23 protein-coding genes are annotated in these 22,563 nt (G+C 55.3%); 11 read left to right on the top strand and 12 right to left on the bottom strand.

What is annotated here, in order from left to right; genetic code table 11:
* The first annotated feature begins 118 nt into the window (after positions 1-118).
* From XX99_RS21015 to XX99_RS20965, 11 genes are all read left to right on the top strand, one after another.
* Complete coding sequence (locus XX99_RS21015; protein WP_184085217.1) at positions 119-1,207, top strand: tyrosine-type recombinase/integrase; 1,089 nt, start codon at positions 119-121, stop codon at positions 1,205-1,207.
* Positions 1,204-3,417: a tyrosine-type recombinase/integrase gene (locus XX99_RS21010; RefSeq protein ID WP_082125790.1), complete on the top strand. Its 2,214-nt coding sequence runs from the start codon at positions 1,204-1,206 to the stop codon at positions 3,415-3,417. The genes XX99_RS21015 and XX99_RS21010 overlap by 4 nt, the downstream gene beginning before the upstream one ends.
* A complete protein-coding gene (locus XX99_RS21005; protein ID WP_050061372.1) occupies positions 3,417-3,722 on the top strand; it encodes a hypothetical protein in 306 nt (101 codons plus the stop codon). Before XX99_RS21010 ends, XX99_RS21005 begins: the two co-directional genes overlap by 1 nt.
* Positions 3,719-3,898, top strand: a complete 180-nt coding sequence (locus XX99_RS21000) for a hypothetical protein (RefSeq protein ID WP_050061371.1) — start codon at positions 3,719-3,721, stop codon at positions 3,896-3,898. The genes XX99_RS21005 and XX99_RS21000 overlap by 4 nt, the downstream gene beginning before the upstream one ends.
* 89 nt (positions 3,899-3,987) lie before the next feature.
* Complete coding sequence (locus tag XX99_RS20995; RefSeq protein WP_050061370.1) at positions 3,988-4,293, top strand: hypothetical protein; 306 nt, start codon at positions 3,988-3,990, stop codon at positions 4,291-4,293.
* Between the two features lie 2 nt (positions 4,294-4,295).
* Positions 4,296-4,568: a hypothetical protein gene (locus XX99_RS20990; RefSeq protein ID WP_050061369.1), complete on the top strand. Its 273-nt coding sequence runs from the start codon at positions 4,296-4,298 to the stop codon at positions 4,566-4,568.
* On the top strand, positions 4,565-5,617 hold the full coding sequence (locus XX99_RS20985; RefSeq protein WP_050061368.1) for a hypothetical protein: 1,053 nt from the start codon (positions 4,565-4,567) through the stop codon (positions 5,615-5,617). Before XX99_RS20990 ends, XX99_RS20985 begins: the two co-directional genes overlap by 4 nt.
* Complete coding sequence (locus XX99_RS20980; protein ID WP_050061367.1) at positions 5,614-6,624, top strand: hypothetical protein; 1,011 nt, start codon at positions 5,614-5,616, stop codon at positions 6,622-6,624. Before XX99_RS20985 ends, XX99_RS20980 begins: the two co-directional genes overlap by 4 nt.
* A gap of 299 nt (positions 6,625-6,923) precedes the next feature.
* A complete protein-coding gene (locus XX99_RS20975; protein ID WP_050061366.1) occupies positions 6,924-7,211 on the top strand; it encodes a hypothetical protein in 288 nt (95 codons plus the stop codon).
* A gap of 12 nt (positions 7,212-7,223) precedes the next feature.
* Positions 7,224-9,260 (top strand): type IV secretory system conjugative DNA transfer family protein, encoded by a 2,037-nt coding sequence (locus XX99_RS20970; protein ID WP_050061365.1) that lies wholly within the window; start codon positions 7,224-7,226, stop codon positions 9,258-9,260.
* Entirely contained in the window at positions 9,257-10,177 is a 921-nt protein-coding gene (locus XX99_RS20965; protein ID WP_050061364.1) for a CpaF family protein, read from the top strand. Before XX99_RS20970 ends, XX99_RS20965 begins: the two co-directional genes overlap by 4 nt.
* A gap of 19 nt (positions 10,178-10,196) precedes the next feature.
* Here the strand turns inward: XX99_RS20965 and XX99_RS20960 are convergent, their stop codons facing one another.
* The 12 genes from XX99_RS20960 to XX99_RS20905 form a co-directional block, all read right to left on the bottom strand.
* Positions 10,197-10,829 carry a hypothetical protein gene (locus tag XX99_RS20960; protein WP_050061363.1) on the bottom strand — a complete coding sequence of 211 codons (633 nt, stop codon included), beginning with the start codon at positions 10,827-10,829 and terminating at the stop codon, positions 10,197-10,199.
* Positions 10,830-10,885: 56 nt separating this feature from the next.
* Complete coding sequence (locus tag XX99_RS20955; protein WP_050061362.1) at positions 10,886-11,782, bottom strand: LysR family transcriptional regulator; 897 nt, start codon at positions 11,780-11,782, stop codon at positions 10,886-10,888.
* A 233-nt stretch (positions 11,783-12,015) separates the two neighbouring features.
* The gene (locus XX99_RS20950) at positions 12,016-12,708 is read right to left on the bottom strand and encodes a YbhB/YbcL family Raf kinase inhibitor-like protein (protein ID WP_197081918.1); all 693 of its coding nucleotides are present in this window, start codon (positions 12,706-12,708) and stop codon (positions 12,016-12,018) included.
* Complete coding sequence (locus XX99_RS20945) at positions 12,701-14,857, bottom strand: FUSC family protein (protein WP_050061361.1); 2,157 nt, start codon at positions 14,855-14,857, stop codon at positions 12,701-12,703. Before XX99_RS20945 ends, XX99_RS20950 begins: the two co-directional genes overlap by 8 nt.
* Before the next feature lie 2 nt (positions 14,858-14,859).
* The gene (locus XX99_RS20940) at positions 14,860-16,077 is read right to left on the bottom strand and encodes an efflux RND transporter periplasmic adaptor subunit (RefSeq protein WP_050061360.1); all 1,218 of its coding nucleotides are present in this window, start codon (positions 16,075-16,077) and stop codon (positions 14,860-14,862) included.
* 16 nt (positions 16,078-16,093) lie between these two features.
* Positions 16,094-16,357: a YtcA family lipoprotein gene (locus tag XX99_RS28705; RefSeq protein ID WP_050061359.1), complete on the bottom strand. Its 264-nt coding sequence runs from the start codon at positions 16,355-16,357 to the stop codon at positions 16,094-16,096.
* Complete coding sequence (locus XX99_RS20930) at positions 16,354-17,712, bottom strand: TolC family protein (protein ID WP_050061358.1); 1,359 nt, start codon at positions 17,710-17,712, stop codon at positions 16,354-16,356. The genes XX99_RS28705 and XX99_RS20930 overlap by 4 nt, the downstream gene beginning before the upstream one ends.
* A 213-nt stretch (positions 17,713-17,925) precedes the next feature.
* Entirely contained in the window at positions 17,926-19,245 is a 1,320-nt protein-coding gene (locus XX99_RS20925; RefSeq protein ID WP_050061357.1) for a threonine/serine exporter family protein, read from the bottom strand.
* Between the two features lie 67 nt (positions 19,246-19,312).
* The gene (locus XX99_RS27810) at positions 19,313-19,735 is read right to left on the bottom strand and encodes an SRPBCC family protein (RefSeq protein ID WP_184085221.1); all 423 of its coding nucleotides are present in this window, start codon (positions 19,733-19,735) and stop codon (positions 19,313-19,315) included.
* A 251-nt stretch (positions 19,736-19,986) separates the two neighbouring features.
* Positions 19,987-20,373: a VOC family protein gene (locus XX99_RS20915; RefSeq protein WP_050061355.1), complete on the bottom strand. Its 387-nt coding sequence runs from the start codon at positions 20,371-20,373 to the stop codon at positions 19,987-19,989.
* 607 nt (positions 20,374-20,980) lie between these two features.
* Positions 20,981-21,781, bottom strand: a complete 801-nt coding sequence (locus XX99_RS20910; protein WP_184085224.1) for a sensor histidine kinase — start codon at positions 21,779-21,781, stop codon at positions 20,981-20,983.
* 321 nt (positions 21,782-22,102) lie between these two features.
* Positions 22,103-22,525, bottom strand: coding sequence for an SRPBCC family protein (locus XX99_RS20905; RefSeq protein ID WP_050061353.1), 423 nt, complete (start codon positions 22,523-22,525; stop codon positions 22,103-22,105).
* Positions 22,526-22,563: the final 38 nt, after the last annotated feature.

Genomic DNA, 22,563 nt, shown 5'->3' with positions numbered 1-22,563 from the left:
AGGTGCAATCATGACACTCTTCATATTAGTTACGTGGAATTGGGGCGGTTTTAGTCAGCGCGATTTGCCGCGTCGCCCCTGGCCCCCAGGCGCCTGCTACCGCAGATGTCACGATGAGTTGGCTGCCGACGAGCGGCCCAGAAGGCTCGCTCAATCGACAAATCACGCCGTGGAGAAGAACAGAGTGAAATCTAACCAACTCATCAGTGAAGTTCAATGGGACCGCATTCCACTTGTAGAGGGCGAGAAAGACGCTCGTGCATGGCTTGGCTTCCAGGCGTGCCGTGGGCTTGCTCTCAACACGCTAAGTGCCTACGGCCGCAATCTGGAGCGATACCTGCGGTTCCTCAACTCTTATGACAAAAGACCTCATGAGATCGGGCAGGAAATCGTTGGAGCTTATCTGCGCGATTTAGTGAAGCCATCCGCTGCGCCGGAGGAGCCGGACATCCGCATGGCGAATGCGACGATCCAACAGCACCTCGCTGCGTTGCGGATGTTCTACGACTTTTTGGTGGAAGAGGGGCGCTGCACAAGGAATCCATACCGCCGTGGTGACGGCCGCTCATCGCTGCCACTGGTAAGACGAGAACACAAGCTGCCCACCATTCCAACAGAGGAAGAATGGTGTCGTGTTCTCAGCGAGACTGCGAAAGAGCCTATTCGCAATCGCCTGATGCTGGCGATGAGCTACGATGCCGGACTTCGGCGGGAAGAGTTGTGTCTGCTTGAAACAAGCGACATCGATCCATCGCGTCGCACCATCCACGTCCGTGCCGAGACCACCAAGAATCGCAGGTCGCGTGTCCTGCCTTACTCGGTAACAACGGATGAGCTGTATGGGCAGTATCTTGAACACCGCCGCACACTGAGCCGGCAGCGCGGGCGACTGTTCCTGTCGCAGTCACCGCGCAACCGCGCACAACCCGTCTCGATCTGGGCGTGGTCCAAGATCGTCACCGCCATCGCAAGGCGCGCCGACGCCGCGGGCTTCACGCCTCACACGCTGCGGCATCTGTGTCTGACCGATCTGGCGCGAGCGGACTGGGACATCCACGAGATCGCAACCTTCGCCGGCCATCGCAGCATAGAGACCACCATGATCTACGTGCATCTGAGCGCACGCGACCTGGCGGCCAAGTTCAACGCCACAATGGCGCAACTGCATCAGCAGCGCCTCGAAGGGATGGGGAGGCTGTTTCGATGAGCGTGAGAAAAAGAACAGATACATGGACCTGGCCGATCGACGCAAGTCAATACGATCAAGCACACGGCCTGACTGCGAAAGAGCGACTCTTCCTTACGGTGGAACTACCGTCGCGCATTAAGTCCAGTAAGACCCGGCAACCATCGCTCGATGTTGTTGAACGGCTCGTGCGCCCTATGCACGACGTTTTAGATCACATCGAGATCAGAGGGGTAAGGCGCCGGTCTCTCGTTTTCTACTTGCTGGAAGAGATGGGCCGCCGGGATCGCTCCCTGTGGGCATGGAGTGATGCGGAGTGGATCGAAGTCGTAGAGCGCCGCAGACACGAGGGCAATCCCATCATCGCAGCGGCCTTCCTGCTGCGGGGCTTTGAGGGACTAATGAACTTCCCCAAGCGGCGGCAGTTCTCTTCGTATCTGGCCCTCCAGATCTTCGGGTTCAAGAGGTTCGCTGCCGTCAAGAAAAAGATCAGCGCCAGGTTGTCGGAGTCGGGCTATGGACCGCGCACACTGCGGAAGGTGCCGCTCACGCTGGCTCAGTTGATGCTGATCACGCGGTCGCCCCGCATAGAAGACATCACCGAGGTAGCTCTGCTTCAACTTCAAGAGCGGAATGGCGTGTTAGAGAAGTGCGTGATCGCGCTAGCTCGCTTGCTGGCGTCGGATGGAATCATCGAGCAGCCAGTTCGTCGGCCTGGACTCAAGTCGAAGCTGGCAGACAAAGCCCCCGAGGCCATCCTCGCCAATGTCCCTTACGAGTGGGAACGCTTGGCGAAGTACTGGCATGAAACATCCACTCTGTCTCGCACCTCTCGGAGCCGGATCTACTGTCAGCTTCTCTCGGTAGGGCGATGGCTCCATGCGACGCGCCCCCATATCGAAGGCCCGGCGCAGTGGACCCGCGCCGTTGCAGCCGAAGCCGTGGTGATGTGCCTCAATCTCAAAAACTGCGAATGGGCGCACAGCACAACAAAGAGCTGGTTCCACAGCGCCGGTAAGCCCATGCTCGCGAGGAGCAAGGCCAGCGTTCTCTCCTCGCTGCGGACCTTCTTCCGTGACCTGCAGTACTGGGAGACTATCCCACGGTCTTTTGATCCACACGTCGCGTTCCGTCTTCCGCGCTCTCTGCGAGCGCTCATCGGCACTGATCCCCGCGTTATAGCAGATGATGTGTGGGCCAAGTTGATCTGGGCGGGCTTGAACATCGCTGCAAAGGACCTGCCCTTCCGTGGTAACCCAGGCAATAATGACACCTATTTCTATCCCTTGCCACTGGTGCGGGCGCTATCAGTCGTATGGTTGTTCGCTGGACTGCGCTGGGATGAGATACGCAGGCTTCGGCTGGGATGTATACGTTGGCAGGAAAACGCGCCGGGCGAACGCGTCTGTCTGCTGTCCATCCCCATCAGCAAAACAAGCACGGCATTTTCAAAGCCTGTGGATACAGTCGTTGGTGAAGTGATCGAAGCCTGGGAAAAAGACCGGCCCACACAGATGAAAATCATCGATCCAAAGACTGGCGAACTGGTCGATTACCTGTTCGCGTATCGTTCAAAAGCACTTGGCTGCGCGTATCTGAACAACACGCTGATCCCCGTACTGTGCGCCAAAGCGGGCATCCCCGACAAGGATGTCCGCGGCCGTATTACCAGTCACCGGGCGCGCAGCACCATCGCCACGCAGCTCTTCAATGCGCGTGAACCGATGTCGCTCTTCGAACTCCAGGCATGGCTGGGTCACAAGCATCCGTCCTCAACACAGCACTACGCGAAGATCAATCCATCGAAGCTGACCAAATCCTACGAAAAGGCCGGCTACTTCGAACGCAATATCCGTGCGATCGAAGTGCTGATCGATCAGGATGTTGTTCGCAAAGGACTGGCCGCCGAGGAGGCATGGAAGTTCTTCGATCTCGGCCACGGATACTGCACCTACGACTTCTTCGATCAATGCCCCCATCGCATGGCGTGTGCGCAGTGTTCGTTCTATGTGGCAAAGGAGTCCACACGCGCGCAAATCCTCGAAGCCAAAGCCAATCTGCTGAGACTGAGACAAGATATCCCGCTCTCTGAGCCTGAACTGGCCGCGGTCGAGGATGGTCTGGCCGCTTACGAAAAGCTCATCGCAAATCTTCGGGATGTGCCGACTCCAGACCGTCTGCTGCAAATCGAAGCCGCGCCAGCCATGCGGCTCAGTGAAAGAGAAGAATAATGCTGACCCAACTCATCGTGACATCTGCGGTAGCAGGCGCCTGGGGGCCAGAGGCGACGCGGCAAATCGCGCTGGCAAAACCGCCCCAATTCCACATAACCAACACCGTCACGCTTCGCGGGTTCCTCGGCAAAAACGCCGAGGCGCCCCCTTCGGATGGAATCGCCGAAGATGCTTACGCGGTCCTACTGCTGGCAACAGTGTCCGGCATCTGGGACCTCTCACCAATGAGTGGACCCCGCGCACCGACTGGCATCGCATCATCTGTCCTGGTCCATTCTTCTGCGGAATGGTTCGTGGGATGAGGCGCGGCGATTACCTCGAAATCGAAGGCGAGCTTCGCAGCCAGGATCAGCCCCGAACGGTCGTCGTAGCGGGCGAGTCCCATTCGGTCAGCAAAACCAACTATGCCGTTCATGCCATCCGCATTCAAAAGCTGGATCGTCCCGAAGCACTGGTCGATTTCGGCGAGGGAGGCTAACACAATCCTCCCTTTTTCGCGGAGAGGTTGACGCCTCTCCACTTTTCTTCTGACGATGCCGCGCACCGTTCGCGGCGGAAGGGATACCGATGATCGCCAACGCCGCCTTTGTTGCCACGTTGATCTTTCTTGCGCTTGGCTTCTGGTCGATGCACACGCTCCACTTCCTCACGCCGTGGCGCAGCCTGATTGTCCACAGCTACCTCAAGAGCATCGCGCTCTATTGCGCTCTGCTCTTCGCTAACATCCTCGGCCTCACCATCTGGATCGAGCGCAAATTCTTCCTGCGCGACACAGGCCGCAAACTCAGGCACTTTGATCAGGAGATCCATACCGGGAAGAACGAGCTATCTGACGAGATACGTTCGCGCTTCGGTGATGAGGAGGGACAGTAGCCATGCAGTCGGAAGACCAGTACCTCGACCGCACGCCCGACCTTGTCGCCAAGGTCCGCGCGATGCGCGAAGCCGCCGACAGAGAGATGGACCGCTTTACCTGCGTGGCCGACTACGACGTGCGTCGTATCGTCGGCCACGGGCCGAAGGCACCGCCGGTTTCTCCTGCCGTTGAGCGACCGAAAAGGTCCGTCGCGAAATCAGCACCGGCCCAGACTTCGATAGAGTTTGCGCCTGCGCCTGCGGAGCGCGCCGATGACGGGGAGGGTGCATGAGACTGGATATTCCGCACGAACAGCCCCGGCGCCGCGAGGGGAGCGACACCGCTTCGGGATCGTCGGGTGATCGCAACGTCACGCGCAAGCCGCCCGAAAATCCCATCCTCCATCGCCTAAAGTCTCTGGAGGATCGCTCTGCGGACCGTCGCCCACCGCGCCCCGAGGCGGCGCGCAAGCGTGCGGAGCAACCGCGCGATGTGCCGCGCCAGCGCCGCCGTCCCGTTGCTTCGCCGGACCCGCGCCGTCCGGCACGATCCATCGGCAACATCGTCGGTCTGGAGCTGCGCCCCGAGGAGAAACAACTCCTGCGCGAAGCTGGGCGCTTTCGCGTCGTCCGCACGGCGGACCTCCGCGAGACGCTGTACAACGGCAAAGCTCGTCCGCTGGAGAATGACCTCCGGTATCTCCGCGACAAGGGGCTTGTGGAGACCACGCATGTCAACCTGCGCCGTGACGGACAGCGGCGCACGATCGAACGCGTCGAAGTCGTCACGCTCACCAAAGACGGTCGCCGCCTGCTGCTGAAGCAGGGCGACCTGCCCAAAGACCAGTGGGTCTACGCCGGTCTGGTCAAGCCTCGCGAGGCCGAACACGACTCACAGATTTATCGCGCGTATCAGAAGGAAGCCGAACGCATCGAGGGCAGGGGCGGCAGCAACCTGCGCGTGCGCCTCGACTTCGAGATCAAGTCTGATGTGCAGAAGGCCATCTATGCCGAGCGCAAAGCCGATCCGAAGCGCGACATGGCAGAGATTAAAGAGGAAGTGGCCGAGCGATTCGAGCTCCCCTTGGTCGATGGAAAGATTCAGATTCCCGACGCGCGGATCGACTACGACCTCCCGCGCCAAGAGGGGCAAGATGCCAGCCAAGGGTCGCGCACCGGCCATGAGGACATCGAGGTTCTTACCGCCGCGTATCACGCGGGTCACCTGCGCGCTAAAGCGCAGGCAGGCTTCCGCAACTACGCCTCGGCCTCCGACCGCGCCTCGCTCACGGCCAAGATCGAAGACGACCACGGTTTGATGGAGGACATTCTGGACCTATGACAATCGACTACGACCCAATCTCATCCCTCGAAGCTGTCGGCTATCTCGAACGCGAAGCATCGTTCCTATATCTGGTCGCCGTACACTCTGGCTACTTCCTGCGGCGGCAGTACAGCCAGTTTGTCCAGTGCGATCGCGGGGCCATGCCCACGCGTTTCCTTGAAAAAGCGTCCCGACTTCACCATCTCCGCGTGATCGAGTGCGGCCAGGGACGGCACATCTATCACCTTGCCTCGAAGCCGGTCTATGAAGCGGTGGGGCGCCCCGACTCGCAGAACCGCCGCATCAAGGGCGATAACTATATTAAGTCCCGGCTCATGGTGCTCGACATCGTCCTCGCACATCTGAGCGCGAACATCCTGGAAGACGAGGCAAGCAAGGTCGATTTCTTCACGACGCAGTGCGGTGTCCGTTCCGAGCTACTGCCCCGGAGCTACGCCGGACGCCTGATGTATTTCCCCGATGGCTTCCCCATCCTGGTCTCGAACACCGGCGTCCCCAGCTTCGTCTTCTTCGACGAAGGCCAGGTGACGGCAACTCGCTTCGAGCGCTACCTCAAACAGTACCAGCCGCTGTTTGCCGCGCTCGGCGAGTTTGAGCTGGTCTTTGTTGCGGACAATGAGAGCAACTCCGCGCGGGCGAAAGCTGCCTTCGGTCGCTTTCTTCCTGCGGACCAGATGCGCGGTGTGACGCCAATGACGCCGCTCGGTGTTGATCACTTCATCCGGTTTCTCGCGGTCCGGCAACAGTCCGAGGTGGGTGGGCAAGGTGTTCTTTCGAGTGATCTTAAGACCCTGCGCGAGGGAGAGGGGCTGTACACCTCGCTCGAACACCAGGCACTCTACGCGGCATGGAAGATGGGAAGCTCCAGTGAGGAGAAAATACGGCAGCGTTTTCTTCAGACATCCATGCGTGCAACGTTCTCCACCGTGGTTCTTCCATATAGCTATCCGACTTCGGCGGTGCAACATAACCAGCCAGTACACGAGGGCGAGTGGGCACGGTAGCGGGCACGCGAACGGACACGCGGGAAAGGAGCTTACTAATGCAGGTACAACGAGTTACGCAGATAGGCGGGGTTAGGGAAAGTATGTGCGTGAGGTGGGAGCGACCCCGGTGCTTCGCACCTCCCGCGTCGGCTCCGCCGCGCTGGTCGCTCCCACCTCACGCACACCAAGTATCCAGCGCAGATATTCCGGTCATCCGCGCTGGATACAAACCGGATCAGTTCAGCATTCGTCGCTGATCCATATCGCAGCCGGAACGGATACATAACAGATTCCAACTTGATCCACAGGAGAACTCCATGAGCAAACTGAAACTGGAACACGGCATCAGCAGGATTCGGCGTGCCAAGCTGCAATCCTCCATCGATCAGACCATCGCCGACGACGTCGAGTTGATGGCCGAGTGGTCGAACAACGAAACCAACTATGTCGTCAACGAGCTGCTGCGCTTCGCACTCACCCAGGAAGAGGACTTCCAGAAGTACAAGGTCAGCGCCTCCACTAATACTTCTCGCCCCGCCGCCATCGCGAAGCCGTCTCCGGCAAAGTCCGAACCGTCGCCAACGAGCGCATCAACCCACGCGTAGGAGGTTCATCATATGCGCGAGTCTCCACGTCTTCAGAAGTTCGTCCGGCTGCTGGTCGAGTATCGCCTGCTGCTCTCCATCGGCCTCAGCCTGGCCTGCGGCATCGTTCTCCATACCCTCTATCCGGCCCGTATAGACGATCCATTGCTGCACCTGATCGCATACGAGCAGCCAACGACCTTCCGCATAATGGTGCAAGGCTACGATCTGTTCCTCTACACCACGCCGTTTCTGTTCTTCTCCCTCCTGTTCTCGCTGGCCTACGTTCACCTCTATAGGAAAGATTCGGAACTGGAGTTTGGGGTCCTTCCTACTTATTCCGATCCCCGCACGCGTCGGAAACTCTCTCTTGTTCTGGGGGAGGTGCATCGGCAGCTCGTGCCCAACCCCGGCCCGTTTCCATACTGGCTCACGATCCCTGAGCGCGGTCTCTACACCGGCATCGCATCCTTCGGCTCTATAGGGAGTGGCAAAACTTATGGGCTGATTTTACCGGCGATGCGCCAGTTGTTCGCATATCGCGCCGACGACCCGGAACGAAAGCTCTCCGGTATCGTCCTCGAAGTCAAAGGCGATCTCTGCCGCCAGCTTCAGCGCATCCTTAAATGGTGCGGACGCGAACAGGACTATGTCGAGGTCTCGCTTACCGGTGACATCCGCTACAACCCGTTGAACAACTCGCTCGATCCTTACGCGCAGGCGTTCAACATCGCCTCCATCATCACCTCGATATGGGGCAAGGGCCGGGAACCCTTCTGGCAGCAGTCCTATACCGACCTCATGCGCTACGTCATCCTGTTGCACCGCATCCGCGATGGATACCTCACGATGGTCGATCTCTTCCGCACCGTCATCAGCGCCGGGACGCTCGAACAGATGCTGAACGAGGTTGGCTCACGCTTCAGCACGGCCAGCTACATCGGCATCAGTAGAGACGCATATCGAGAATATGAATCCTTCCTATCTCCGCTTGGCTTCGAGTGGCGCCAGGACGTGGACCTCTACCTTGTTGGCTGGACCGACGAGTTAGAACAGTTGCTTGTCCAGCAGACCTCTGCGGAGTTCGGAGTCTATACCCGCAAACCATATCGACCGGATCAGCGCGACCGCTTCGAGAGCGTCCGGTATTGGTATTGGGAGCACTGGAAGTTCTTTCGCTCCGAGGTCAAGACCTCGATCATCCAGGGCATCGTCGTCTTCCTCTCCTTATTTGAAACAGACCCGCAGGTACGCCGTGTCTTCTGCCCGCCAAAAGATATGTACGAAGGCAAGCCCTGCGCTGCGGACCCCAATGGTAGGGTCCTTCCAGCGTTCGATGACCTTATCGAATCGGGCGCGGTCGTGGGCCTGAACTTTCCCGTCGCCCTGAACCCGGCACTGGCGAAGACCATCGGCACCATGATGAAGGTGGACTATCAACGGGCTGTGCAGCTACGCATCCCCAGGATGGACGCCGAACCTGACAGGCATTACCGCCCGACCGTCTTCATCTGCGACGAATACCAGAACTTCGCCACGGTCGGCGGCGACAATCCCAATGGCGATGAACGTTTCCTCAGTCTCTCCCGCCAGCCGAAGTGCATCCCCATCGTCGCTACGCAGAGCGTGTCGAGTCTCAAGGAAGCGTTAACCAATGACGGTGTGAAGACTCTGCTGCAGGCGTTCCGCACCAAAGTCTTCCTTACCACCTCCGACCCAGAGACCGCACGCTACGCATCGGAGCTGTGCGGCAAAGAGGACCGCACCCATATCAGTTACATCGTCTCCGAATCCAGCACCAATGCCAATGTCGGTCTGCTCTCGGGCCGGACGTCATCCAGCAAAGGCTCAGTCTCCGCCTCGAAGCAGTACCAAAAACATAAAGAACCGCTCTTCGAGGAAAAAGTCTTCTTCGACCTGAAGAATGCACAATCCATCGTCGTAGCCTTCGACGGCATCAGCCCATTGCCGCCGACCTACTGCTACCTCAAACCCGACTTCCTGCCTATCGATATGAGCTGGTTCGACCAGGAACAGATCGCATTCGACCCGGAGAGGATACCTGCATGAGTTTTGAAATTATCATCCCGTTCCTAAAGCCGATTGAGCATCTGCTGATGAATACGACCATCTCCGAGATCATGGTCAATCCTGACGGCTCGGTCTGGATCGAAGAGAAGGGTCACATTGTGTTGCAGCATGGCGTCCGGTTTGATGACGGAGCGTTGTTAACAGGTCTTGAAGTGATCGCCAATCGCTTCGGCAAGAAGCTCGACGCCGACTCACCTATCATGAACCTACGTCTGCCGGATGGCAGCCGCATGGCGGCGCTCATCCCTCCGGTAGTCAACCCAAGTCCGATGATGACCATCCGCAAGTTCACCTCGCGGAACTTCACCATTGATGACCTGATCAACCGGAAGGCACTGACGGAAGCACAGGCCGAGACTCTGACGAACTCTGTGAAGCGCGGAGACAATCTCCTGATCTCAGGAAGTACCTCATCGGGCAAGACGACGCTCACCAATGTACTCGCCGATTTCATCCCAGACGACGACCGCATCCTGATCCTCGAAGATGTCGCCGAACTATATATAAAGAAGCCGCACGTCATCTCCGCCGAAGCCCAGCTCGATACCCACAAGAGTCAGATTGGATTCGCGGATTTGCTTAAGGCCGCGCTCCGGCATCGCCCCGACCGCATCATCGTCGGCGAGATTCGCGGTCCCGAGGCGCGCGTCTTCCTCGATGCTTTGAATACAGGGCATCGTGGGTCGATCACAACCATCCATGCCAATAGCGCCACTGATGCACTGCGGCGCCTGGCGCAGCTTGCCATGCGTGGTTCAGGAGGAGGTGTTCCCTTGCACGACGTCGAGGAGGAGTGTGACCGGTCCATCGACGTGATCGTGCAAGTGGTGAACCAGGACGGATGGCGTCACGTCGCGGAGATTCGCACGCCGCATGAATTCATCGCCGAGAAGTAAGGTAACAACCGGGTCGATGTCATTGTCCTAGAACTTCCCAGCCTTGATTGGTCAACTGGAGGTCTGCGATTTCGTTCGACCTCGATATTCCATTAATGATCGATCGCATGTCCCCAAACTCGCGCTGTACATCGGGTCGCTCCGCCCAGGGTGCCAGGTCTGCGATTTTGTAGGTGTACGTGACCTCGGTTTGCGTCGCAGCACCCATCGTCACAGGCTCTGTCCATTTCACAATTGACTCGACCGTTTTCTCTCCGTAGCAGAAGCTGGCTGTTTGCCCGAACATGCCGGAGGTCTGCCGGAAATATTTCTGTCCTTCGGATGTGAGCTCGTAGCGTTTAACGGGTTGCGGAGGAGCCAGGCCACGTAAGGTATTTGTCATCCCATGAACGACCGCTGTCGTATTGCTCGAACGCACCAGGCCCGCCTGTTCCAACACTGCCATCTGTGAAGCAGTACCAGCCTGAAGTCTCTGCTCAGTCTCGGTCACATCCACCGGAAACTGCTTACCAGTTTCTGTACAGGCTTCGCCATGTTTCGTCAGATAGCGGTTGATGGCGATTTTGAAGTTTGTATCATTCGGTTTATTCACACTGCTGCATGCGGTTAGGATGAGCAAACCTGCAACAGGGGAGAGAAAGAAGCGTCGCATAGATGTCCTCCGAAGTATTGGTTTAGTTGTCGTTAATTGCAGTTGGACTGCCTGGGTCAATTTGGATTTGCACGCAGAGACGCAGTCTCTGCCCATGCCAAATCCACGAAGTCGCTGATCAGTTTCTGGCTGTGATCTCGGCGAGTGAATATCCCACTCTTTACTGTGAGCAGTCGGTCGGAGATCGGTCTTACCACAACATCGTAGCGATATGCCGAAGCGGAGAATCTTGTCATGAGTGAGATGCCAGTCCCTTGTGTCACGAGCCATAGAGCTTCCTTTACTGAGTAAGCATCAGTTGCGAATTTGAGAGATACACCGAGGCTCTCGAAGTGCGTCACGATGTCCTGATGCCTGCCAGGGAGTCCTTTGCGTGATAGAGACACCAGATTCTCTCTCTCAAGGTCTTCTGGCCGAATCGTCGATCTGGTCGCAAGGCGGTGTCCGACAGGCAGACATGCCATAAGAGGCTCTTCAAAGAGCAGACGAGTTGACAAGTCAGGTTCTAGGACCGGAAGGATTCCAAATCCGACATGGAGGTCTCCCTGTAAAACTCCGGCGACTGCTTGGTACGTCATCAGGCTCTCTCTCGTCACCGTCAAAGAGCCCATGCTTTCTGGTCGGATACGCCGTACTATATCGAGCAGCTTAGTGTTTAGGTACGTCGAGTAGCCGACGCGCAGATCGTTCGTGAGTACCCGGACGAACGCCTGCACGCGATCCATGCCGATCCATGCCTGTCTGACTGATTCCTGCGCCGACGGGAGATAGAGACTGCCAGCTTCGGTCGGCACCATTCGCTTTCCCATGACCCGAAACACAGAAGTCCCAATTTCGGCTTCCACACTCTGAACGCGTTTACGCACGGCGGATCTACCTATCCCGAGATATTTACTGGCTGCTTCGAAGGAGCCTTTTTCCGCTACTGCGAGGACGGCGATCTGACCGTCCATAGTTACTCTTAGCCGCCGCATAATCGGACCCCAACTGCAAGTACGGGCCAGCTACTGGTCTGTCGTAGAAAGGCCCGACATGCTTATCGCAATAGCACGCATAGGCGTTATTGCTCATCATGCAAAGAAATTGCTAACTAACGTGCTCCTACCCGAAATAGGCATCCAATGCTTCCGCATGGAGCCTTTCTTTAGTGGCTGTTTGCTCACTCTGCATCTCTTCGCAAAGGTCTTCAACCTCTCATATCCAGCGTTCGTTGGCTAACCTCCGGATTGAGAGAATAAGTTCCAGTCAATGACGCACTGCCCAAAACATGTCCGTTCAACGCGCTCCGGGCACTCTGCCCGGTGATTTCTCCCTTTATCTCAAGGTGGGATACGTCGAGCGCGAATAACGTGAAAACGTAGTGGTGGATGAGAAGATCATTCCATGGAGGACATGGCCCGTCGTAGCCGTGGTATGCCCCCTTCATGTTTTCATCGGAAGCGAACCACTTCGTGTAATCGTTAATTCCGTGAAGGGCGTTTTGTGGGGCTTCGGGTCCCGGCTTTCCATGTGGAGTGATTCCGTTGCTGTGACTGCCAGCGGGGATTTCGCGTACGTTGGCCGGTAAGTCCACTAGTATCCAATGAAAGAAGGTGTCACGGGGCTGAGAGATTGGTATTGAGCGTCCTTCTTTATTCACGTCCTCGACAAGCACGGGAACATCATAATCGTGACAAATCAAAGCAAAGGACATCGTTCCCGGAGGCACGTCGCTCCACATAAGGTGAGGATTGCGGTTTGCGCTGAGAGCGATATGGTGTTGAGGGTCGATGACCGCAAAGGCAAACTCTCCGGGAATGGGCTCTCCATCTTTGAAACTGTGGCTAATCAATTGCATTTCTCTAATCCTCTCTTTCCTTGGTGATGTGATCTCAGGCATGGGTTTGCTCCGCAACTTCGATGTATTCCATCTCTTGATCGAGAGATCGCGCGATCTCGATTATTCGGCGCGACAAAGACAAGAACGTCTGCATCCGGTTTTCCGTCGAATAGCCGGACTGTTCGGATTGGTATTCACTGACGGCTCGCTCCAATTGCAAAAGAAGCACCTCTGCATCCTCGTCCACGTGATCGGCGCGACCATCGACACGGTCAGCCATAGCCGCAAAGATTCCAGCGATTCTTGCATCGAATGTCTTTTGAAGATTGTCAACAGACGCGGGCAATTCGAAGCCAGGGAGCCGGAGCCGGTATTTCAATAGATTGACACGTGCGAGGAACAATAGACGGAGTCGAAGTTGCCAGCCAAGCAATTGGCGTCTGAGTGCAAGATCACGATCACGCGACGGTCCGAACTCGAGTGTCACGCCGTCCGCGAGCTGCCGCAGCTTCTCAAAATTGGAGTTGATCGTTTCCCGAAGAGTATAGGTTCGTTCTATTCCCTCCCGCCGATCGCTCGTAACAGGCTCCTGCATGAGCTTTCCCATTAGCCTCAGTGTAGAGACAAACGTGTTTTTCATTGCCATTGCAGCCGTTCGGCCGGCCAATTTGTCAAAGATTAACCACATCGCGGATAAACCGAGGAGAATTCCGACGACTCGGTCTCGGGCTACGATCAGCGAAGTCTGGAACCTAAATTCTTCCAGGTTTATCAGGTAGAACGCGATAGTCATCTGGTTCCCAAAGTAAGATACCCGCGGGCTGGCCGTAGCAAACCAAGCGCCCACGATCGATACTGCGATAAACAGCAGGAGAAAACCGGTGATAGAGTCCATTGCTGGCAAAACAAACATCTGGGCACCGAATCCAAGGAGGATTCCGCCTACGATCGCACCGCTGAACCGGAGAACTTGCTTTTGCCGCGACGCGCCAACTGTCGTTAGTGCAGTGAGGAAACAAGTGGTTACTGCTGTGCTGATACCGGCCCAGTCGATTAGGTTGTAGGCGAGATAGCATGTGCAGGCTGCGAGCCCTCCGCCTATAGCGAAGCGGATGTGGTCGGGGTTTGAAAATGCATCAGGTAAGAACAGCTTATGATGTGGTTCATCTTTCTGTATCAGCGCCAAATAATCTGGCGCCTCTGCGCCCGAAAGAGTCTCGATAATCAGTGCCGTAGTAAGTTCCATCTCAGACAGAAGCGGCACGATGTCGGCATTGTCAGTCGTTCCCTGAATTGGTCTCGGCAAGGTGATTGAGTTCCCGAGCAAATAATCGACCATGGTTTGTAGATGACTGGCCAACCTCTTCATCTGCGTTCGGGAAGCTGGGGAAGGATTGCCCAGTATTTGAGGGACGGTCGAGGCAAGGTCGACCAGCCTTCCGACGAGTGCGACAACAGCTCCCATCTGCTGCACGTAGCCCCGGGAGTAACCTGAGCGCTGGAGATCGCGCCGCATACGCGATGTTCCTAGCATGCTCAATCTTTCTACATTCGATTCACTGGGGCTGTCCGAGATGTCCGCGGAAAACGATCGCAATAGGGACGCGGTTCCCTCGAGCCGTTCGATCAGCGACACGGTCACAACGTCGATCGGCTGAAGGCGGGCATAGACTATCTCAATTACAGCCGTGATGATGGTGGCAAAAGAGATGACGCCGATAGCCCAGAGTGTACTTTCCACCTTTTTCTCAGAAGAGACATGTTGATCCCAAAGCGGTGTGGTGATGATGATGAGATATCCGAAGCGAGCAGCCGCGCCGGAATTTGACATCGCGCTGAGAGCAAAGAAAATCAAAAAGAATATACACAGTACCCAAACCAGACGTAATATAGGCTCCCCGGAAACGATGATCGCCCCCAGCAAGACGATCGCTACTGCTGCGGCAAAGCCGAGAACCAAAACCTTGACGGCCTCAACAGTTGTTTCGGGACTTTCGCGCGTAATTGTGAGCGCAAAGATAGCTCCATACGCGCCATAAGGAATGCGGAAGATCATCGTTATCAGCATTACGATGGTAGCTGCAATCACCATGCGAGCCACCAGCGCTCCTCGCCCTGGATAAGGTGCGAGTTCCTCGCGGAGCAAACTCCTGAGCCATGCCAAGGGCGTGGCTTGTGCAACAGCGGAACGTTGTGCATCGACGATCATATTCAGTACCCGCGAATCGTGGTTACTGCGGTTTCCCCGATTCGAAATAGATCCCGGGGTGGATTCTCAACACGTATCCGCACCGGATACCGTGCGGCCAGGTGTACCCAGTTAAGTGTGCGTTGGACGTCGGGTAATCCGGGCCCAAGATGACCCAGCACATCCGCGTCCGGCGTCACGCCGAAGCCGATGCTGTCTACTACACCTTGAAAGCGCTCGTGAGGCCGCGACAAGATATAGACATCAGCAGCCATGCCGGGACGGATGTGACGAAGTTGCCCTTCTCGGAAGTTTGCCAAGACCCACCATTTACGTGCATCGATCAAAACAAAAACCTGTTGCCCAACATGGGCATACTCTCCTTCTGAGATGGTGAGATTAGTAACAAAAGCGTCGAAAGGCGCATAGATGGCGCAATTATCGAGGTTGTATCGAGCAGTTTTTGTTTCCGCTGCACGTTCGCCGCGCTGGCTTATCAATGGATCGAGGGTTAGAACGGAATGTTGTGCTTGCTGATGCTGCGCGTGGCTTTGTTCGACCGCGGCAACAGCGTGCGAGTATTGGGCTGCTGCCGACTTAACTTCGGCCTGCGCCATCACCAGCTGTGACTGAGCTTGCTTCAGCGCTTCTGCCTGTGCGGTCTCAACGCTACGTGCGCGATCGACCTGGTCCACCGTTACGAACTGCCGTTGGAGCAACGGCTCCAGCCGCTGCAGATTGTCACTCGCATAGGTCCATTCTGCCTTTGCCCTTGCAACACCCTGCTCGGCGTGAGTTACGTCGGCGTTGGCTTCCTCGATCGCTGCAGCCCAGTGCTTGACATCCGCTTCGGCAGTGTCAATGCCTGCCTTCGCTACGGAAACGCCACTTACCTGCGCTGCAATGCGGCGTTGTTCGTCCTGAATCTGTCCTTCCAGAATTGCCTGTAGTGACAAAGTACGCTCATATGCATATTGGTACGGCCGTGAATCAATCGCAAAGAGCAAATCGCCCTTCTTTACAAACTGATTGTCGCGGACATTCAGCTGTAGAATCGGCCCTTCCACCTGAGGAGCTATGCCGATGAAGTTGGCGAATACCTCCGCATCATCAGTGCGCGGGTGATGATCCGAGCGCCATAGGACAGTAAGTCCAAGCAACAATGCAAAGGCCATAATAATGAACGTGCCCCATCTCTCGAGTGGACGGTAGGCAGTCTTTTCCAACGTCGGTGGTACCATGTTCCCTCCTCAAGAATCAATAAAAAATCAGCCAGATACCAAAGGTGAAGGCAGCCGCTAGGCAGGGATACGCCAAGAACGGGAAGGGTAGGTTGACTCGCAGTCGCAACAAAATTATTCGTGCGATCAGCGACAGCAGTCCTCCTGTTGCGATACAGACAAGCCACGCTGGAAACAGCGAGCCCATGACGTCATACGCGGGAGCCTGCGAACAGCCGTCGAGACAGACGCAGTAGAAAACTATTACCCAGATCCGCCGTGCCCCCGGTGTTCGCTTCATGGGTGTGACCTCGAGTATTTGGGCTGAATCGTTTCCGCTGTTTCGAAGGCAAGTGCGGCGAGTGCTGTGAGGACCTGCGTGCGTGCAAGCACGTCCGTTGAGCGGGCGCGAGCTAGTGTTTGCTGCGCTTCAGTTACATCGAGCAAGTTGCGGACACCGGCATGATAGGAGGTGAACTCGGCGGTGTACGACTGATCGGCTGCTGTCAACAGAGCAGATGCCGCCTCACGTTGGCGGAATGCGGTCTTGAGATTTGAATAGGCGGTCCAGACTTCGTTTTCCACTTTGTCCCGTGTCACCGCAGCGTTTGCCTGCTCAGCATGAAGCTGAGCGGCAGCTTCTGCTGTCCGGTGCCTGCGCGCGCCACCATCGAACAAGTTCCATTCCAACTGAAAGCTGACATCTCCATTCAAACCAGCTGTAAATCCCCAAGGAAAGGTTTGCTGAAGACTATACAAGGCCTGCGGATCGGGATAGGCGTGGACTCGCAGCGAGGGATAATATGCCGCTCGCGTCTCTTTTAAACGCGCTGTCGCCGAGCGAATCGCTGCAATCCGCTGCATCAGGTCTGGACGTTGCTCCAGCGCGCGATCGATGAGGCTGTCAACTGAACTTTCCACGGAATCTGGAATATTGAGCTCATCGATTGGCTGCACAATGATGGTCGAAGCTGGAGAGTTTCCCAATACGGTTAGGAGGTTTCCGCGGGCTACCTCCTCGGCGCCAATTGCAGCCTGCAAATCGTAGGCCGATTGTGCAGTGACGGCACGCGCTTCGAGCACGTCAGGCGATGTAGCCAACCCGTTTCCCAGCCGAGCCTCGGCTGCCTGCTGGACCGCCTGTGCATTCGCCAAAGCTGCTTGGGCAGCCGCCACCTGCCCGGTCGCGTTGAGTAGTTGGTAGTAAGAAGTCGACGCTTCGTAGATCAGCCGCCTATGCACATCGTTGAACGAAAAGTTGGCCGCTAACAAGTCCCCTCGTGCGGCATCGATACGACCAGATCGTGCCCCAAAATCGAAAATGGTGTAATTCAAATCCAGCGGCACTTCTATGGCCGCATTTGTCTGGCGATAAAAGCGTGTGTCCAGATATACCTGGTCACGGTTCGCATCTGCGATCGCCAGAGTCGCGAGAGTTGGGTAGAGTTCGCTTTTTGCAACTCCAAGTGCCTCTGCCTGAGTACGAGCTCGCTCCCAGGCGAGCCGTGTTTCTGGGTTGTTAGACTCCGCAAGGTCTATAAGCTCAGCAAGCGAGTACGTCTTTTTCGTATCCGGCGCAAGTATGGCATCCGGTGTTAAATGTGCTTGCTTTGCAACACTCAATTCGATCGGTGCGTGCCACGGCGCATTCGGCAATTCGGGTGCACTCTGAGCTATTCCGGACCTAACCATAGCTAAGGCCGCCAGCACGATAACAATGAGTACGCCGCTACCAAACCTACACGTACGTCCTTTGTGAAGCAGTGCATTCATGCTCATAAGTTGATAAGTCCATCACGCTTAGTAAAGAATTCGAGCGTAAGGTCGCCTCGTGTTCTCGACAGCACTGCGGCAAATGCATGGTATTGTCTAGGCCGCATCTACGCTCCGTCCATGGCATTTTGCTTGCGGTGAAAAGATTGGTCGAAATCCATGCGGATGCGGCTTGACAGAAAAGAACAGGGGAATTGCGAGACCGACGGAGATGGCGAGCGCAAGCAAAGCAGTAGTTCCAAGTGCGGCTAAAGTTTCTGCCTGTAATTCGGCGGAGGCGTGCCCTTGCAGGTGCGTGATTTGAAGAAAGCCGATGACAAACCGAAACGCGAATACGCCGGGAACCATGGCAAGAACGGCGGGGAAAGCAAACGTAGAGGCCGGTGTCGCATATTGTCTTGCAAACAACTGTGCCATCGTTCCCGATACGCTGGACGCGACCAGAGTAGCGCACACCATATCCAGACCGACGTGCATCAGGGCGTTGCGCAAAGTGTGCCCACATAGTCCGCAGATAATGCAGCCCCATGCAACGCGGTAGCCGACATTGAATAGAAACACGAACCCAACTGTGGTGATCGCCGTGAACAAGGCATCTTCTAGGAGTGGCAGAAGCGTCATTGAGCCCACAACCGGAATTCGTACTCCTGTAATCCAAGTGGCCACAAAGAGGCCTAAGGCTATACTTCCGGTGACGCAGGTGAAGAACGTTAGTCGAGATTCGGCAAGATGAATATTATTTCCTAGCGCGTCGCGTATTCCATTGATCAGGGGAACGCCGGGTACCAAGAGCATTGCGGGCGCGACAAGCGACAGATAGTCGTTATAACTATGGTGAATGTGAATTCCGATTCCGCCCACGATGCCACTGCTGAGAGCCGCTAAGAAAGGCACGACCAGACCATTAAGACCGAGTTGAACGAATCGTTGACGCACCAACGTTCCAACGGTGGCAGCAATAAAGACAATCGAGAAAATGTACCAGTCTCCTCCGAATATGTGTGAGAGGGATGCAGCAGACATGCCGATCCCAACGGCGATGACATTTGCTGAATAGAGTGCTTTGATATTTTGTAACTTCTCGAGGCGGCATATCACGCTGCGCCACTCAGAGGGATCGTTTTTAATTGTTTCTATTGCTTGATTCACACAATCGATCAGGGTCATGTTGACGATGGGCGCCGGCAAGTGGTGCCCGATCCGAATAGCTGCGACCCCGTCCACCTCCGTATGGACAATCAATGTTTCAAGCGTGATGATGATGTTAACTTCGTAACCTAGAGCACTGCCGGCGTCCGTGAGTGACTTGTAGATCTGTCTCGTCTCTGCGCCATTCACGAGTAGAAGTGCGGCAATCATAAGAGACAACTCTCCCGCTTCAGCTGCTCTGATCGCATTCGCCGCGCTTGCACTCATTTCCGAGGCTCCGATTGAAACAGGGACGTGAGGGAGATAGTGTTTTCCCTTCAGTCCCTTTCGATGTTTAGCTGAATGCGGGGTCCGGGTGGCCCGACTCCGCGTACTGCTTCAGGTGCCCCATGAGAATGCCCCAGAGCGTATTGCACGTCTTGATCGCTCCATGTCCGTCAGGCCAGTTATCGTGGTCGCAATCCACCGAGGCTTGATGGGGACCTTTCTCCTCGATACTGAACGACACCGAGGTGCCACGAGCTGCTCCGGGCCCTTCCAGACACTCCCATTTCACATGCGTAAAAGGCTTGATCTCGACAAATTTCCATCGAAATGACTTCTTCCCGCTGAAAAGAAAGGTGGCTTCCTGTCCTTTGGCCGTATTACCTTCTATTGTTGGCGTATACCATCCTTTAAGTCCTTCAATTGTCGATATGGCGTTGAAGATCTTGGCAGCCGGAGCGTTAACTGTGATTTTGTGCTGAGTCGATGCCATGTGAGTTCTCCTTTGACCTAACTGGTCAGTGTTGGTGTTGAAATGTTTAATCTGTAGAAATTTCGCTCTAGTCCTTGCAATGTGGGTGTATGGCTCGGTTGGAGTACCCGAGACCGACAGACGATGTCCCTCGCCAACGGGGGCCAAGTAGTGATCGAACTCGATTCCGTCCATGTCAGAAACACGATTGACCGTTTGACGACACCTTCCGAATGAAGTGCACTGCTTCACAAAGGCCGAATCACAAAGCATCACCCAGGAACATAGTTCGCAATTTCGATCAAGTTACGATCTGGATCTCGTAGATACACAGAGAGCAGCTTGCCGACAGCACCAATTTGCTCTACAGGCCCCACTTCAACAGACACCCCTTTGGCCTCAAGCTCGCGCCGGACGGTTTCGATTGGAGTTTCTGCGATGAAGCAGAGATCGACAGACCCTGGCGTGGGTGCAGCTGCTTTCGGTTCGAACTCGTTGCCGCGTTGATGGAGGTTGAGCTTCTGCTCCCCAAAATGAAGCGCCGTTCGTCCCTGTTTGAAAACAACAACCTCGAAACCTAACACGTTCTCGTAAAAATCGCAGGTTTGTTGGATGTCTTTGACAGTCAGTACCACATGGTCGATGCGATCGATATTCATGTTTGTCCTCACGGGCTCCTTGACCGAGTTTCTGTGGGTTACCTAAGGGACCAATCAGGAGGCCGCTCAGGAGTGCTTTGCTAAATTGGGTTCTCTTTAAAGAGGTGTGCTACAAGCAGCAAAATCAAGATAGGCGCAAACCTGAGCAAACTCGCCGCCAGCAAACCGGCAGACTCAGCAGCGCCGGTGCAACGTTTTGCCATAGATACCCAAAGAATTCTTTTCTCTCGCCAGATTCGTGGATCTTGAATGGGTCTGTGAATACTCTCTATTGTCGTCACCACAAGAAACCTCCGGCACGTATTGTGGCCTCAGTCTGAACGCGAACTGCGATGAAATAAATGCATCGAAGGTCAATTGAATGTCAAATCGACCTCAACCCATAAGTCATTGATTTAACATGGATTGCTTCGAGATCCATATAAAGCAAGCCCAACTTAGTACATACGAATTAAGCCACAGGCCCGGTTTGGATAGTTCGATCTTGATCGTGAGGAATCAAAAACTATGCTGTATGAGGCAGGTAATAGCGGGCGCAGAGTGTTTCCTCAGTAAGCCATTCAGGGTGCCTCTAATACTGATCGAGGTATCAAGCACGAGGCGTGTTTCAGAATTGGGAAAATCGCTTTAAAAGTCTTAAAGCGAAAATCGTACAACCCGGAGAACTGCTTTCAATACGAAGGCTGCCTCCGTACTCATGTGCGACATAACTTGCGATTGTGATACCCAGGCCAGTACCGTCCTGCTTATCCGACTTCCCAAACGGTTGGAAAAGATCTTGTAGCATCCCAGCAGGAACACCTGGACCATTGTCTTTCACAACAATGCAAACGAATTGATGTTCATCATGAAACGAAATCTCGACCTTCCCCGGCCCACTGGCTCGCTGCGCCGCGAAACAGGCATTTAGCATCAGGTTATAAACGGCACTGCTGACGATTGTCTGGTTGAACCGGGCATAGACCGATGGGGACTCACAAATGGTGATAGTTACCCCCTCCGCATGTGGATGGGGTCGAATTGCTGAAACCGTTCGCTCAATGAGATCGTTGAATGATTCCACGGTGTTCTGCACTGAAAGATCACTTTTTGCGTGAAAGAGGATGAAATCGAGCACCCTTGTTGCATCTGCGATTGCCAGCTTGACTTCTTCAAAGAGCTGTTTGCGGTCTTCTTCTAGAGTTTCCGGCTCGCTCAAGAATTCAGCGTTACAATAGACGACCGTAAGATGATGTCGAATATCGTGTGATAGCAACGACGCTATCAATGTTGCTGAAGATCCGTAACGTGTCGCATTCATGGAGCATCGAGTGTGTTGCATCCCTTCTAACCGCGATACATTGGCGGAGGTAAGGATATTCATGGTATCTAGACTGCTTTTGCCATTGACTGACGTGAGCTGATGCATGGATCGACTCCCTTTGTCAGATCGGCAAGTGTCCAACATTGGAAACCATGCCGTTCAAAACGCTCAAAGAAATTTCTTTTCGCTCGTTCAAGATTCATCCCCACCCTCATATCAGAACCAGCGACCTCGAGAGTCACGGGCCGGATCGAACCAGCGTCCCTGCTCAGCCGGCAAAGCCCTCACGTCTTCCCATCGAATGGCGGGATTACACGACAGTCACATCAACTAAGGCGGCACTATGTGCAACGACATGGCGAGTAGCGTTTATCGCTGAGCGGTGGATGGTGACCGCACCATCCACCGCGTCAAATGGGAATTGAGCTAGTTAAAGGCTGGAGAGGGCACTCTGGTCTCGGAGTATTCCTTGAGGTGCCCCATCAGGATGCCCCAAAGTGTATTACAGGTCTTGAGTGCTCCGTGACCATCCGGCCAGTCCTCGTGATCACATTCGACAACTGTCTGATGCTTGCTCTTCTCCGACACCTTGAAAGTCACGGTCGTGCCCGCCGCTGCTCCAGGGCCTTCGACGCAGGTCCAACGGACCAGTGAATTTGGTTTCAGATCCGTGAATCTCCATTTGAACGGTTCTTTGTCCTTGAAGGTGAAGGTCGCTTCCTCGTTCTTGCCAACGCGTCCTTCTACATTTGGGGTGTACCAGCCTTTGAGGCCGTCGATAGTGGCGAGAGCCTGATATACCTGCTCTTGAGGAGCATCAATGGTAATTTTATGCGCAGTCGTTGCCATGTCCTTGTATCCTTTCGATTGTTTGTTGATTGTTGATC

Source organism: Silvibacterium bohemicum, assembly GCF_001006305.1.
Lineage (GTDB): Bacteria > Acidobacteriota > Terriglobia > Terriglobales > Acidobacteriaceae > Silvibacterium > Silvibacterium bohemicum.
Note: the sequence above shows the minus strand (reverse complement) of the source record. Positions and strands in the feature narration are given on the sequence as shown.